We start from the raw sequence: 14,029 nt of genomic DNA on the forward strand, positions 1-14,029 counted from the left end.
ACGCGGGGTGGAGCAGCTCGGTAGCTCGTCGGGCTCATAACCCGAAGGTCGTCGGTTCAAATCCGGCCCCCGCAACCAACTCTTTCGTCAGCTTGTGATTGTGTAAACAGTCGAAAGCAGACAAACGCCACCAAGCTACTGCTCGGCTTGAGGGTGACAATTCGGACGCGGGGTGGAGCAGCTCGGTAGCTCGTCGGGCTCATAACCCGAAGGTCGTCGGTTCAAATCCGGCCCCCGCAACCAACTTTCTGTACGTTCCCGTCCTGCATTGCCAATCATTGAACAATCCTTCTTGATGCTCGTCACCATCTGGTGATTGCTGCTATTTCTGACGCTTTTTCAAGACCAAAACTGGTCGTATCAACCATTTGTTGGGTATCATCAGGTATCTCTTCATGGATGAGGCACGCGCCTGTGATCACTCCCTTCACCTATCTTCCTCCTGCTATTGAAAGCTGGGATGCCACGCTGGCCGAAGCCCTTGCCCAAGGGCTGCCGTTGCAACTGCTGCTGATCGCCGAAGAGCAGAAGGAGTCCTTGCTTTCGCTCCCCGCCCTTGCGGGTCTCCAGACCCAGCTTGCGCTGGGGAAAAAAGCGCCCTTTACCCTGATGCACGGCAATACCCTGTTGCAGGTGATGTTTGTGGCCGGCAGTGTGACGCGGGATCACCGCCTCTATAAACAGATCAGAGGCTGGATTGCTCCTCTTTCTGGGCTCAATGTGGAGCGGCTCGGGCTGCATCTGGAAGGTTTTTCCCCCTCAGAGCGAGTGATGCTGGCCGAAGTGATGTTGTCGGCCCTGCTTGCCGCCAATATTTCGTTGCCCACCAGCAAGCGCCGCAGCGAAATCAGCTGGAGCTATCAGCAGATCAAGGTTTCACCCGCGGTGGTGCTGGACTTGGCGCGCCTCTACAGCGAAGCGGGGGGCAACGGGCTGGCTCGCCATCTGGCGGTGTTGCCTGCCTCCGAGCTGACGGCCGCCAGCTATCGCGAGTTTGTCAGCAAGCTGGCGCAAGATGAGGGGTGGAAGTGCCATCACTATGATCAGGCGCAGCTGGCCGAGCTGGGGGCGGGGGCGTTTCTGGCCGTTGCTCGTGGCTCGGAAGACAATCAGGGGGCCATGGTCAAGCTCAGCTACTATCCACCCAAGCCGGTGCGCCGCATTGCGTTGGTGGGCAAGGGGATCTGCCACGACTCTGGCGGTTACAACCTCAAGGTCTCCGGCAGCATGTATGGCATGCATCTGGACATGGGGGGCAGCGCGGTGGCGCTGGGGGCCCTCTACGCCATCAGCCGAGCTCAGCTACCCTACGAGGTACACTGCTGGCTGGCCATTGCCGAGAACCATATCGGCCCTCACGCCTATCGTCCTAGCGAGGTGGTGACTGCCATCAATGGCACCTCCATCGAGGTGGTCGATACCGATGCCGAAGGGCGAATGGTATTGGCCGACACCCTGGCAATGGCGGTGCAGGATACTCCGGATCTGCTGCTCGATTACGCGACCCTGACCGGGGCCTGCAAACGGGCGCTGGGTAGCCGTTACAGCGGCGTCTTTACCAATCGCAGCGAATGGATGGCATCACTGGTCAATCTGGGTCAGCGCAGCGGCGAGCGGATCTGGCCCTTCCCGCTTGATGACGATTACGACGACAATATCGAGAGCGAGTGGGCCGATCTGTTGCAGTGTGCGCCGGGCAGTTCGCCGGATCACATCGATGCGGCCCGTTTCCTCGCCCACTTCGTGCCCGAGCAGACCCCCTGGCTGCACTTCGACCTGAGCGGTTTTCGCAACAAGGGGGGCAATGGGGTGGTCTCCAGCGAAGTGACCGGCTTTGGCGTGCGTCTCACGCTGGATCTGCTGGCCAGCCCGCTTGGCAGAGTTGGTCGCCAAGCCTCTGAACAATCTGAATGATAACAAGGATTTCTGTGAAACAACCAAGCTATGACTGGGTGCTGTTCGATTTGGATGAAACCCTGCTCGATTTTCCGGTTGCCTCTGCGCTGACGCACACTCTGCAGATCTATGGCGTACAGGCTGATGACGCCAGCATGGCGCAGTACCACGCCCTCAACCACGGGCTCTGGCAGCAGTACAACGACGGCGAGATCGATGCAACGGCGTTGCAGCAGACCCGCTTCTCCCTCTTTGCCCAGCAGGTTTCCGCCGATCCCATGGCGATGAACAACACCTTTCTGGAGCAAATCATTGCCCTTAGCATGCCTCTCGAAGGGGTGGTCGAGACCCTGCAGCAGCTGCGCAGCAAGGTGCGGATGGGGATCATCACCAATGGTTTCAGCGTGCCCCAGCGGGGGCGGCTCGGCAAACTGGGCTGGAGCGAGTGGTTCGAGCCGCTGGTGATCTCCGACGAAATTCGGGTGACCAAGCCGGCGCCAGCTATTTTCCAGCACACCCTCTCCCTGATGGGGCAGCCGGATCCTGCGCGGGTGCTGATGGTGGGGGATAATCCGAAAACCGATATTGCCGGGGCGGCGGCGCAGGGGCTGGCAACCTGCTGGTACAACCCGGCGCAGCAAGCGGGTGAGTGCGATGCCACCCACGAAATCCACCACTTCGCCCACCTTGCCGACATTGTGCTGGGACGCTGATAGCCAGGTTTAACCATCACGTTATCGGTGACCAAAACGTCCTGGCAAGTTGCAACCAGGGTTGTTTGAGACAGGATTGGGTTTGCTTGAGACAGTAAGGGGAGCAGATGCTCCCCTTACTTATGGGTGTTTTCCTGTGAATGCAGGGATCTGAACTGGTAGCGATCGAGGATCTGCTGATAGTCGGGACTCTGTTTCAATTGATCGATAGCCTGATTGATCCGCTGCAGTTGCGCCTCAGTGGTGCTCTCTTTGCTCAGCATCAGGTGAACCGGCGTGACTTCGATACGCAGCAGGGTATGCAGCTGATCCTGCATTTCATCCTTATCCTGCCACCCCTGCAGTCCGTGGGGATCCAGAATAAACCCCTGGATCCGACCCCCTTGCAACATCTTCAGCAGCTGATCCAGCCGCAGGCGCATCTGCAAGCGAGGCTGCAGCTCGGGCCTTGCCATCAACTGGCGGAAGGTATTGCCGTAATCAAAGCCCTTGAGCACCCCGATATGGAAGTCGGGGGTGTTGATCAACTGCTCGAGGGTAGTGATCCCGCGCCAGCGTTCGGCATCTTGCCGACGGATGATGATGGCCGTCTCCTCTTCCCGATAGGAGTGGCTGAAGCGGGCATATTGCTGCCGCTCGGCGGTGATATTGGCTGACATGGTCAGCTGAACCGTGCCGAATTTCAGCTCGTGCAGCACGCGAGCCCAGGGCATTTCACTGAATTTGGCCTGATAACCGGCCCGCAGGAAGATGGCGTTGAGCAGCTCCACATCCAGTCCGCGGAGCTGTTGCTGTTCATTGCGATAACTGAAGGGCTGCCAGTCGACCCAGCCCACGACCAATGACTCCTGTGCCGTAGCCTGGCAACACAAACACCATAACAACAAGAGTCTGTACACAACGCATACCCTCGAACAGGCTGATACGGTGAGTATTGGACAGGAACGACGGAGTAACCAGTGCTGAGGGTTGAGCGGATGCACAGATGTGCATCCCTCACAGTTCGTGGGCGTGGAATCCCTTGCGATAACGGGTTTCACAGCGCGGGCAGCGTTGCAGGGTCGGATCCTGTTCCAGCTGTTCGATGGAAAGCGGCTCTTCACAATCGGAGCAGAGGCCATAGAGGCCGAGATCCATCTGGCAGAGTGCCGCATCGATCCGCTTGAGGCGGGCCACGCTCTGCTCTACTTTCGGCAGATCCAGGCGGCTGGTCAGTTCCACCAGTTGATCCTGCTCGCAGTGACCGACCTGTTCGGCCCACTCGTCACGGCGGCAGGCTTTAAGCTGACCGATCAGCGTTTCTCGTACTTGGGCCCAGTCTGACAGCAGGCGATTACGCCAGACAGTCAACTGTGCTTGCGTCATTTCACACACATTATCCCCCACAGGACAGACGACAGATTCGGGGCAGTATAGGGATCCGATAACTCTATCAAGATGATATGCGTCAAGTTAAACGTGGTTAGCCGTGGCTTTTGGCTGCTTGCAGCAGGGCATCGCGGATGGGATCCGTCTCTTTGAGCACCCGGATCTCCTGAAACAGCAGGTCCGCTTCGGGATATTCCCGCTTGAGATAGCTGAACCACTGTTTGATGCGGCTGGGGTAATAGTCGGCTTTTTCGCTGGCCAGATCCTGCTCGGTATAGCTCACCATCAACTGCAGCACCTCGGCCCAGCTCATGTGCGGGCAGCCGGTTTTCATCACGTTGGCCAGATTGGGCAGGGAGATGGCGCCGCGCCCGACCATCAGGGCATCGCAACCCGAGACCCTGGCGCAGGTGAGGGCATCTTTATGATCCCAAATCTCGCCGTTGGCAGTGACGGGGATGGGCAGGGCGCGGCGAATGGCGTCCACATACTCCCAGTGGGCGGGGGCCTTGTACCCTTCGCGCTTGGTGCGCGCATGAACGGCCAGCTCGTTGGCTCCCCCCTGGAAGACCGCCTGAGCGTTCTCCAGATAGAGATCCTTGTCATCGTAACCGAGGCGAATTTTGGCGCTCACCGGCAGATGGGCGGGCACTGCGTCACGTACCGCCTTGACGATGCGGTAGATGGTCTCGGGCTCTTTGAGCAGCACCGCACCGCCCTTGCTCTTGTTGACTGTAGGGGCGGGACAGCCGAAGTTGAGATCGACGCCGGGGGAGCCCAGCTCGATGGCGCGCACGGCGTTCTCGGCCAGCCACTCGGGGTGTTGCCCCAGCAGTTGTACCCGCACCGGGGTGCCTGCGCGGGTTTTGCCATCTTGCAGCAGTTCAGGGCAGAGGCGGTAGAACACCTTGGCGGGCAGCAGCTGATCGACGACCCGGATAAACTCGCTCACGCAGAGATCGTAATCATTGACGGAGGTGAGAACCTCCCGCATCAGGTGATCCAGTACCCCCTGCATGGGGGCCAAAATAACGCGCATAACGGCTTTCCGACGAGAGTGGCAAGAAAAAAGAGCGCAGATTGTAGTGGGGTTGCGGCCGGCTGTCAGCACCCGCTCAAACTCTGTTAGGCTAGAGGGAGATAAATCACGCAAGGAGAAGGAATGAAGCGTTGGTGTCTGATGGCGCTCGGGTGGCTGGCATTTGCCACCGGTATCGTGGGCATTGTGCTGCCCCTGTTGCCGACTACCCCCTTCATGTTGCTGGCTGCCGCCCTGTTTGCCCGCTCGTCGCCTCGTTTTCATCGCTGGTTGCTGACCCATCCCTGGTTCGGCCCGCCCATCGTCGATTGGCAGCAATATCGCGGTATTCGTCGTCAGGCCAGACGACGAGCCATTATCTTCATTTTGCTCACCTTTTCGGTGTCGCTGGCGGTGGTACCACTGCTGTGGGTAAAGGGGCTGCTGGTTGTCATAATGGTGATCCTGCTCACCTGGTTAATGCGCCTGCCAGTGCTGGAGCCAGTTGCAATGGTGAAGTGAAGTCCCTAAGCTATTGCAGCAATAATGCTATGGAGTCGGCCTGTCATTTTTGCGTGACAGGCTTTTTTATTTCCCGCAGAAGGGAATTGAGAAAAAATGGCCACCCCTGGGTCAAAAAAATAAGCGGTCAACACATGAATCCGGAAACCCTGAAATTTATCGAAGCAAGCATCAAGACCATTCCCGACTATCCGAAGCCGGGCATTCTGTTTCGTGACATCACCAGCCTGATCGAGAACGCCGAGGCCTTCAAGGCCACCATCGATCTGCTGGCCAATCATTATCGTGATCAAGGGATCACCAAGATTGTTGGCACCGAGGCTCGCGGCTTCATCTTTGGCGCGCCGGTTGCCTATGCCATGGGACTGGGCTTCGTGCCGGTCCGCAAGCCGGGCAAGTTGCCGCGCGAAGTGATCGAGGAGTCCTATGCCCTCGAGTACGGCACCGACACCCTGCAACTGCACACCGATGCCATCGTGCCCGGTGACAAGGTGCTGGTCGTGGACGATCTGCTGGCGACCGGCGGTACCGTCGATGCGACCGTCAAGCTGATCCGCCGTGCTGGTGGTGAAGTGGCCGATGCGGCTTTCATCATCTCCCTGCCGTCTCTGGGCGGCGATGCCCGCCTGACTGCCGCTGGCATCAAGGTGGTCTCACTGGTCGAGCTGGCCGGCGAATAATGCCTCTTCGGCCCGATCCTCTGCATCGGGCCTGCATTGAACCGGTGCCCTTGCGGGCATCGGTTTGAAAATCAAGCGATCCCTCCCGCTCTCACCGATAGCCGATACAGCCAGCCCGCCATTTGTGTTAGCATCCGGCCTCAATGCCCTGTCTTCCCTGCATGATGGATTTATGAGCTATCAGGTTCTGGCGCGTAAATGGCGCCCCCATACGTTTGAACAAGTGGTAGGCCAGCAACATGTGCTGACCGCCTTGACTAACGCCCTGGATCAGGGACGGCTGCATCACGCCTATCTGCTGAGCGGTACCCGCGGGGTCGGCAAGACCACCATCGCCCGTATTCTGGCCAAGAGCCTCAACTGCGAACAGGGGATCAGCAGCCACCCGTGTGGTGTCTGTGATACCTGCCGCGAGATCGATCAGGGCAACTTTGTCGACTTGCTGGAGATTGACGCGGCGTCCCGCACCAAGGTGGAAGATACCCGCGAGCTGCTCGATAACGTGCAGTACCGACCGGCCCGTGGCCGCTTCAAGGTCTACCTCATCGATGAAGTGCACATGTTGTCGCGCCACAGCTTCAACGCGCTGCTGAAAACCCTGGAAGAGCCGCCTCCCTATGTGAAGTTTCTGCTGGCCACCACGGATCCGCAGAAACTGCCCATTACCATTCTCTCGCGCTGCCTGCAGTTTCATCTGAAGAGTCTGGATCAGACCCAGATCGCCAAGCAGCTCGAATGGGTGCTGGATCAGGAGGGGCAGCCCTTCGAACCACGCGCCCTGCTGGCCCTGGCCAAAGCTGCAGATGGCAGTATGCGCGATGCCCTGAGCCTGACCGATCAGGCGCTGGCCCACGGTAATGGCAGCGTGCGCCTCGACAGCGTGCTGGCGATGTTGGGCACGCTCGATCACCGCCATCTGCACCAGCTGCTGGAAGCCATTTTGCGGCAAGATGCGCCAGCGACCATGGCCAAGATCACCGAGATCGCCACCCTGGGCCCCGATTTTGATCAGCTCCACGCCGAGCTGGAAGGCTTGCTCCATCGCATCGCCATGGCGCAGCTGCTGCCTGCCAGCGTGCAGGAGCAGGGGGCGGATGCCGATGCCCTGCTGCAACTGGCCAAGGCGATGAGCCCGGAAGAGGTGCAGCTCTGCTACCAGATCGTGCTGGGTGGCCGTAAAGATCTGCCCTGGGCCCCCGATGGCCGCACCGCGCTGGAGATGACCTGCCTGCGGATGCTCGCCTTCTCCCCAAGGCGCGATGCCCTGCATCCGGCCAGCCTCACTGCGCTGCCCCCGTCAATTACGAGCAATGCCACTCCGGTAGCCTCCTTGCCGGGAAAGCGCCCGGCCGCTGAATCGGCCGCAGTGGCACCGATCAGCGGCGCCGTGCCTGCACCGCTAGCCAGCCCTGTTGCTACCAGTGCCGTGCCCGCGGTTGATGTCTCCCTGCCTGCGATGACGGATGACATCGGCAACCCCGCTGACAGCGAGGAGGAGGCGCAAGCCGCCGAGCTGTTCAGCCAGCAGGATGAGTTGCTGCGTGAAGCCGCAGGCATGGGGTATCAACCCGAGCCCGCGTTGCCACATGCGCAGCCTGATGTGTCTGGGCACTCAGCCGCACAGCCAGCAGATGCGGATGAGCGAGCGTCTGCCGCAGCCGATACCGACTATTCCCGTGGCGAGCCGCTGACCGCCCCCTTCGAGCCCGCGCTCGAAGCGACAGCAACGCCTGTTGCCGCTGCTGAACCGGTATCAGCGGTATCGAGCATGCAAAGCCTGCTTGGCAAGCGAAACATGTTGCGCAGCCGCCAGCGAGGTCAGGATGCCCCGGCGGCGCCTGCGCCGCGCGCAGTGCCGGTTGCGCCAGCTCGTCCTGTTGCGCCCGCTGCTGCACCGGCCGTCACCCAACAGCCAGCTCCGGTCGGCCAACCGGCCGGGCAGGGGATGGCGACGATGGGGCACTACGATGATCTGCCGCCAGTGGATCTCTATGGCGATGGTTACGAGCCGCAGGGTGATAACGGCGATTACGAAGAGTACCTCAATCAGGGCTTTGCCGTGCAGACTCAGGTGATGAGCCACGCTCCCGTCACGGCACCGGCCCAGCCAACCGATCTGCCACCCTGGGATCTCGACGGACAGCCGAGCTATCGACCCGGTGAGCGCAGCGCTGCGGCGCCTGCGGTGACGCCAGCCCCTGCGACCCAGCCGCCCGTTGCCAGCACGGCGGTGGCTGCAGCCCCTGTAACGCAGGATGAACCCGTTCAGCCGGTGATGGAGACCATCGACTGGGATGAGCTCGAGAGCGACAGCGAGCCGCAAGAGGGAGAGGCGACTCGCCTTATCCCCTCCTCGCTGCTCAATGGTTGCGGCGACCCTTGGGCCGAGTTGATCGCTCACACTCAGGTGGGAGGGCGGCTGCGCCAGTTGGCCATCAACTCGGTGATGACGCGGGAAGGGGACAAGGTACTGCTAACCCTCAAGCCCGAGCAGCGCCATCTGGTGAGCGACAAGGCGCGCGCCGATCTGGCCGAGATCATCGGGCCAGCGCTGGGTCAACCGGTGCAGGTCGAGGTGACGCTTGGTGTGGTGCCTGACCAGGAGACCCCCCTTGAGATCGAACATCGCCTTTATCTCGGGGTGCGGGAGCAGGTGACCCGGGACCTGGAGCAGGATCCCAACGTGCAGTTTTTAGTTCAGCGGTTTGGTGCCGTGCTCCATCACGAGAGCATCGAGCCCCTCAACCGCTAAATTCCGTGGCCGGGAGCTTGCTTCCGGTTGAAAAGCAGTTTGGCTGTCCCCATCTAGGACAGACAAGCCCACAGCCCGGCGCTGGATGCCGGATTTCAAGACGAGAGACGACATATGTTTGGTAAAGGTGGAATGGGGAACCTGATGAAACAGGCCCAACAGATGCAAGAGCGTATGCAGAAGGCGCAGGAGCAGCTGGCTCAGATGGAAGTGACCGGTGAAGCCGGTGCTGGCATGGTCAAGGTCACCATGACCGGCAGCCACAGCGTCCGTCGCATCGAGATCGACCCCTCCCTGATGGAAGATGACAAGGAGCTGCTGGAAGATCTGGTCGCCGCCGCTTGCAACGATGCCGTGCGTCGTGTGGAAGAGCAGAACAAGGCCAAGATGGGCGAACTGACCGGTGGCATGCAACTGCCGCCAGGCTTCAAGATGCCCTTCTAAGACGACTCTCCCCGCGCATTCTTGCTCCCTTGTCGCTGGCCATTCGGGCCACGGCAAAGGGGACGGCCGAGAGACCCAAAGACGCAGCGTTATTGCTCAGGCGATACACTGCGTTTTTTTATGGGCGCCATGTTGGCGCGGGCGGGCTCTAACTATCCCTTCTGCGGAGCGGTTGCTACAGAGCAGGCCGATTGCGCCATGAAACGCAGCCGCTTTGCCAAGGCGGCGCTATTTGTCGATACCCGCTATCGGATATCCCGGTTTGGCGTGGCCGGGCTGGATCGGCATAATGGCGGCTTGCCGTATTGAGGAGATTGTATGAAATATATCGGAGCCCACGTCAGTGCGGCCGGCGGGGTGGAGAATACCATCGCCCGCGCCCAGGCCATCGGGGCCAACGCGTTTGCCCTCTTTACCAAGAATCAACGTCAGTGGCAGGCGGCCCCCTTGTCGGATGCCACCATCCGTGCCTTCAAGGCGGCCTGTGACAAGGCCGGTTTTCTGCCGGAGCAGATCCTGCCCCACGACAGCTATCTCATCAATCTGGGCCATCCGGATCCCGATGGTCTGGCCAAATCCCGCGATGCGTTTCTCGACGAGATGAAGCGTTGCGAGCAACTGGGGCTTTGCTATCTGAACTTCCACCCCGGTAGCCATCTCAAGCAGATCCCTGAGGCGGCCAGCCTCAAGCTGGTGAGCGAGTCCATCAACTGGGCGCTGGAGCGCAGTGAAGGGGTGACGGCGGTGATCGAGAATACCGCCGGGCAGGGGACCAACCTCGGCTGGTCGTTCGAGCACCTCGCCACCATCATCGAGGGAGTGGAGGACAAGAGCCGGGTCGGGATCTGTTTCGATACTTGCCACGCCTTTGCCGCTGGCTACGATCTGCGCACTGCCGAGAGCTGCGCTGCCGTCTTTGCCGAGTTCGACCGCACGGTGGGTTTTCACTATCTCAAGGGGATGCATATCAACGGCGCCAAGTGCACCTTCGGTAGCCGGGTCGATCGCCACCACAGCTTGCGGGAGGGCAATCTGGGGGAGGCAGTATTCCACCACATCATGAATGATGATCGCTTCGATCGCATTCCGCTGATCCTCGAGACCATCGACGAGTCTATTTGGGGTGAGGAGATCAGCTGGTTGCGCAGTCTGGCGAAGTGATACTCAGAAGCGAATCAAAGAGAGGGAGCTGTGGCTCCCTCTCTGCTTTTTCCGTCATTGGCGAGCGGGCCTGTCAGCGGCGCTCCGAGCGGGCGTTACTCTGGGCGACTCACCTCGGCATTGTTCACCTGAGCTCGGCAGAAGTGGATGAAGTGGCGCAGGGAGGTGGAGTGGTACTTCTGCTTGTGCCAGATAAGGGAGAGCTGGCGCGGGAAGCGGCGGGAGAGGGGCAGGGCGATCAGCCGCCCATCTGCCAGGCGATCCGAGGCTGCCAGCCGGGAGATAAAGGAGATGCCAAGCCCCTTCTCCACCGCCAGCATCACCGCCTCCAGGGTGTTGAGTTCAAGCCCTGGTTGCCAGCGGGGCAGCTCGGGCTGGATCTGCTGGATAAACTGCTCGCGGCTGCCCGATTGCGCTTCACGCAATACCCAGGTCTCGCCCCCCAGTCGGGAGAGGGAGAGCTCCTTCTTGTTGGCAAGCGGGTGACCGGGTGGGGCCACCACCAGCATCTCGTCCTGCAGCCAGGGTTCGGCGAGCAGGTCGGGGTGGTGGTTCTCCCCCTCGATCAGTGCCATATCCAGCTCGAAGTTGGCCAGCGCATGGCAGAGCAGGTGAGTGTTGTTGATGGTCACCTTGGGGGGGAGTCCCAGCTCCTGTTTGCTGCTGGCGAGCAGGGTGGGGAGCAGGTAGTTGCCGATGGTCTGGCTGGCACCAAGGCGAAGCTGGCCGCTCGGCTCGGCATCGGGGCTGAACAGGTTCTCGATATCCTGCATCCGGGTCAGCAGCTCTTCGGCGGCCGGTTGCAGCAGGCGCCCCTCGTTGTTGAGCTGCAATCTGGGGTGAATGCGGTCAAACAGCGGGGTAGAGAGCTGGCGCTCCAGCTCCTGCAGCGACTGGGAGACGGCCCCCTTGCTCAGGCAGAGCTCGTTGGCGGCAAGGCCAAGGTTTCCATAACGGGCAATGGTGGCGAACACTTTCAGCTGCTGCAGGGTCAGTTTCATCGTGTTTGGTTTTCCTGAATGATTGATTTAATTCATTTAGATATCGTAAACGATAAGCGGGCATTATCCTATCGCCATAGTCATCAATAGAAAGGTGTCATCATGATCGCAAGAACCCGTAAATCACTGGCTGCCGCCCCAACCCCCATGGCGGGTCTGGCGCTGGGCATCGCCAGCCTTGGTTGGTGTTGGGAAAATGCCGGTCACTTCGATGGCCGGATGCAACTGCTGGGTGCTGCCATTGCGGCCGTGCTGCTGGTGATCCTGACCTTCAAGTTTCTGCTTCACCCCCGCCTGCTGTTGCAGGATCTCGCTCACCCCGTAGTCGGCAGTGTGGTACCGACCTATGCCATGGGTACCATGGTGGTCTCCAAAGCGCTGGGTATGATTGCGCCGCAAGCGGGCGAGGCCCTCTGGCTGTTTGCCGTGGCGGTTCACCTGCTGTTCCTGGCCACTTTTATCTGGCATCGCGCCAAAGAGTTTGAAATCCACCACATGGTGCCGAGCTGGTTCGTGCCGCCGGTGGGGATCATCGTGGCTGACGTCGCCTTCCCGGGTGGTCAGTTTGCCCCGCTGGCTAACGGCTTGCTCTGGTTCGGGATCATCTGCTACGGCCTGATGCTGCCGCTGATGCTCTATCGCCTGATCTTCAGCCATGAAGTGCCGGATGCCGCCAAACCGACCATCGCCATTCTGGCGGCTCCTGCCAGCCTCTCTCTGGCCGGTTACCTGACCGTCAGCCAGGAGCCGTCACTGCTGCTGGTGGCCGTGCTGTTGGGGATCGCCATCCTGATGACAGGCATCATCTATCTGGCCTTCATCAAACTGCTGCGTCTGCCCTTCTCGCCGGGTTATGCCGCCTTCACCTTCCCGCTGGTGATCGGTGCAACCGCCCTGTTCAAAGTGGCTCATCTGGTTGAAGGGTTTGCGCAAGGGAGTCACTACGTCGAGCAGATCAGACTGCTGGCCCACTTCGAACTGGGGGTGGCTACCGTCATCGTCGGGTATGTGGCACTGCGTTACCTGATGTTTTTTCTGCCGCAGCGTAATACCGAAATGAATAACGGCATGGCCCGCCAGGGTGCTCACCGATAAATCTTGATGATGTGACATCGGGAAATGGATAAGCAGTGCGCTCCGAGAGCGACGGGATAAACGACCAGTCATACGATGGATGGACAAAGAGCCTCCACCCTGGTTGTGTAACGAGCAAAATGCCCCGCAGTGCGGGGCATTTTTTTATGGTTTTTTGATGTGGCGCCCGTGGCGGGCTATTTGCCATGGATTTAACTGGTATTACCTGTCAGGACGACTACAATGCAGCACCACTTTTTCGCTCGACCCCAATACATGTCGTCCCAAGATCCCGTATTTGACTCCTCCTTTGAAGCCCGTTTTCTGCATCCCCGCTACTGGTTCAGCTGGCTGGCGCTCGGCGTGCTGATGTTGCTCGCCTTTGTGCCGGTGCGATTGCGCGACCGTTTGGCCGAAGCCTTGGCTCCGCTGGTGTTTCGTATCTCGAAAAAACAGATTTATATCGCCAGAACCAATCTGGAGATCTGCTTCCCGGACAAGAGCCCGGAAGAGCGGGATGCTATTGCACTGACCTCGATCCGGGTCGGCCTCAAGAGTCTGTTGGGATTTGGCGAGTTCACCATGCGCAGTCAGCGTTATCTGATGAGCCGGATGCAGGTGATCGGTTGGGAGCATATCGAGGCGGAGCGGGCGGCCGGCCGGCCGGTGATCCTGGTGGTGCCCCATACCTGGCCGGTGGATGCCGCCGGTTACTGCTTCACCCAGCGCGGGGTGCCCATGTGCACCATGATGAAACGGGCGCGCAATCCGGTGTTTGATTGGCACCTCAACCGTGCACGAGCCAAGAACGGTTGCCGCGTCTATGAGCGCAGCGCCGGGATCAAGGCAGTGATCAGGACCATCAAGAGCGGTCGCAGCTTCTTCTATCTGCCGGATCAGGATCATGGCCGCGAGAAGAGCATCTTCGCCCCCTTCTTTGGCTATCCCAAAGCGACCCTGCCTGCCTTGCCCCGTCTGGTGCAGGTCAGTGGCGCCAAGGCGGTGCCGCTGCTCGCCTGCTATGACGAAGCGAACCACTGCTACCGGCTGGAGATTGAGGCACCGTTCGACAACTATCCCACCGAGGATGTGATGGCCGATACCTGTCGCATGAACGACATGGTGCAACAGCAGCTGATGCGCCATCCGGGCCAGTACATGTGGTTCCTCAAGATCTTCGATACCCGTCAGGATCAGGAGGGGCTGGATGGCCTTTACGAGGCGGGGATCCAGCGGATCCGCAAGGGATTGTCGCCCCACGGTTGACCCAGAATTTGGATTGATTGAAATGGCCCCAGGTGGGCCATTTTTTATGATAACTAGTCTGATCAGTGCCTTGCAGGCTGATGGCCAGCCTCCCCAGGGTAGAAAAAAATGTCAGGATAACTACAATAACCGTT

At 60.0% G+C, this 14,029-nt stretch carries 13 protein-coding genes and 2 tRNA genes; 11 read left to right on the top strand and 4 right to left on the bottom strand.

Features of this window, described 5'->3' with window-relative positions; all coding sequences use genetic code 11:
• Window position 1: 1 nt before the first annotated feature.
• The 4 genes from AB5Y76_RS10075 (at window position 2) to yjjG (ending at window position 2,609) form a co-directional block, all read left to right on the top strand.
• A tRNA-Met gene (locus AB5Y76_RS10075) sits at window positions 2-78 on the top strand.
• 88 nt (window positions 79-166) lie between these two features.
• Window positions 167-243, top strand: a tRNA-Met gene (locus AB5Y76_RS10080).
• A 171-nt stretch (window positions 244-414) separates the two neighbouring features.
• Window positions 415-1,914 carry a leucyl aminopeptidase family protein gene (locus tag AB5Y76_RS10085; RefSeq protein ID WP_263717388.1) on the top strand — a complete coding sequence of 500 codons (1,500 nt, stop codon included), beginning with the start codon at window positions 415-417 and terminating at the stop codon, window positions 1,912-1,914.
• A 14-nt stretch (window positions 1,915-1,928) separates the two neighbouring features.
• Window positions 1,929-2,609 (top strand): pyrimidine 5'-nucleotidase, encoded by a 681-nt coding sequence (yjjG, locus tag AB5Y76_RS10090; RefSeq protein WP_263717295.1) that lies wholly within the window; start codon window positions 1,929-1,931, stop codon window positions 2,607-2,609.
• Window positions 2,610-2,725: 116 nt separating this feature from the next.
• Here the strand turns inward: yjjG and AB5Y76_RS10095 are convergent, their stop codons facing one another.
• The 3 genes from AB5Y76_RS10095 to dusC form a co-directional block, all read right to left on the bottom strand.
• Complete coding sequence (locus tag AB5Y76_RS10095) at window positions 2,726-3,445, bottom strand: ABC transporter substrate-binding protein (protein ID WP_081250360.1); 720 nt, start codon at window positions 3,443-3,445, stop codon at window positions 2,726-2,728.
• Between the two features lie 160 nt (window positions 3,446-3,605).
• Complete coding sequence (locus AB5Y76_RS10100) at window positions 3,606-3,974, bottom strand: hypothetical protein (RefSeq protein WP_005333451.1); 369 nt, start codon at window positions 3,972-3,974, stop codon at window positions 3,606-3,608.
• A gap of 97 nt (window positions 3,975-4,071) precedes the next feature.
• Window positions 4,072-5,016: a tRNA dihydrouridine(16) synthase DusC gene (gene dusC / locus AB5Y76_RS10105; RefSeq protein WP_263717294.1), complete on the bottom strand. Its 945-nt coding sequence runs from the start codon at window positions 5,014-5,016 to the stop codon at window positions 4,072-4,074.
• A 123-nt stretch (window positions 5,017-5,139) separates the two neighbouring features.
• On the opposite strand from dusC, the gene AB5Y76_RS10110 reads away from it, so the two are divergent.
• The 5 genes from AB5Y76_RS10110 (at window position 5,140) to nfo (ending at window position 10,554) form a co-directional block, all read left to right on the top strand.
• Window positions 5,140-5,517, top strand: a complete 378-nt coding sequence (locus tag AB5Y76_RS10110) for a YbaN family protein (protein WP_005352406.1) — start codon at window positions 5,140-5,142, stop codon at window positions 5,515-5,517.
• Between the two features lie 134 nt (window positions 5,518-5,651).
• Window positions 5,652-6,197, top strand: a complete 546-nt coding sequence (apt, locus tag AB5Y76_RS10115) for an adenine phosphoribosyltransferase (protein WP_005352403.1) — start codon at window positions 5,652-5,654, stop codon at window positions 6,195-6,197.
• Between the two features lie 172 nt (window positions 6,198-6,369).
• A complete protein-coding gene (gene dnaX, locus AB5Y76_RS10120) occupies window positions 6,370-8,949 on the top strand; it encodes a DNA polymerase III subunit gamma/tau (RefSeq protein ID WP_263717293.1) in 2,580 nt (859 codons plus the stop codon).
• Between the two features lie 114 nt (window positions 8,950-9,063).
• A complete protein-coding gene (locus tag AB5Y76_RS10125) occupies window positions 9,064-9,393 on the top strand; it encodes a YbaB/EbfC family nucleoid-associated protein (RefSeq protein ID WP_005333445.1) in 330 nt (109 codons plus the stop codon).
• Between the two features lie 318 nt (window positions 9,394-9,711).
• Window positions 9,712-10,554: a deoxyribonuclease IV gene (gene nfo, locus AB5Y76_RS10130; protein WP_005333444.1), complete on the top strand. Its 843-nt coding sequence runs from the start codon at window positions 9,712-9,714 to the stop codon at window positions 10,552-10,554.
• Window positions 10,555-10,649: 95 nt separating this feature from the next.
• Here nfo and AB5Y76_RS10135 read toward each other — a convergent pair whose 3' ends face one another.
• The gene (locus tag AB5Y76_RS10135; protein WP_076491997.1) at window positions 10,650-11,555 is read right to left on the bottom strand and encodes a LysR substrate-binding domain-containing protein; all 906 of its coding nucleotides are present in this window, start codon (window positions 11,553-11,555) and stop codon (window positions 10,650-10,652) included.
• A gap of 102 nt (window positions 11,556-11,657) precedes the next feature.
• Between AB5Y76_RS10135 and AB5Y76_RS10140 the strand changes: the two genes are divergently transcribed.
• Window positions 11,658-12,650 (top strand): TDT family transporter, encoded by a 993-nt coding sequence (locus tag AB5Y76_RS10140; protein ID WP_005352390.1) that lies wholly within the window; start codon window positions 11,658-11,660, stop codon window positions 12,648-12,650.
• Between the two features lie 255 nt (window positions 12,651-12,905).
• Window positions 12,906-13,895 (top strand): lauroyl-Kdo(2)-lipid IV(A) myristoyltransferase, encoded by a 990-nt coding sequence (gene lpxM / locus AB5Y76_RS10145; protein ID WP_031227861.1) that lies wholly within the window; start codon window positions 12,906-12,908, stop codon window positions 13,893-13,895.
• Window positions 13,896-14,029: the final 134 nt, after the last annotated feature.

Origin of the sequence: Aeromonas sp. R1-2, from assembly GCF_040908505.1 — a bacterium.
GTDB lineage: Bacteria > Pseudomonadota > Gammaproteobacteria > Enterobacterales > Aeromonadaceae > Aeromonas > Aeromonas veronii.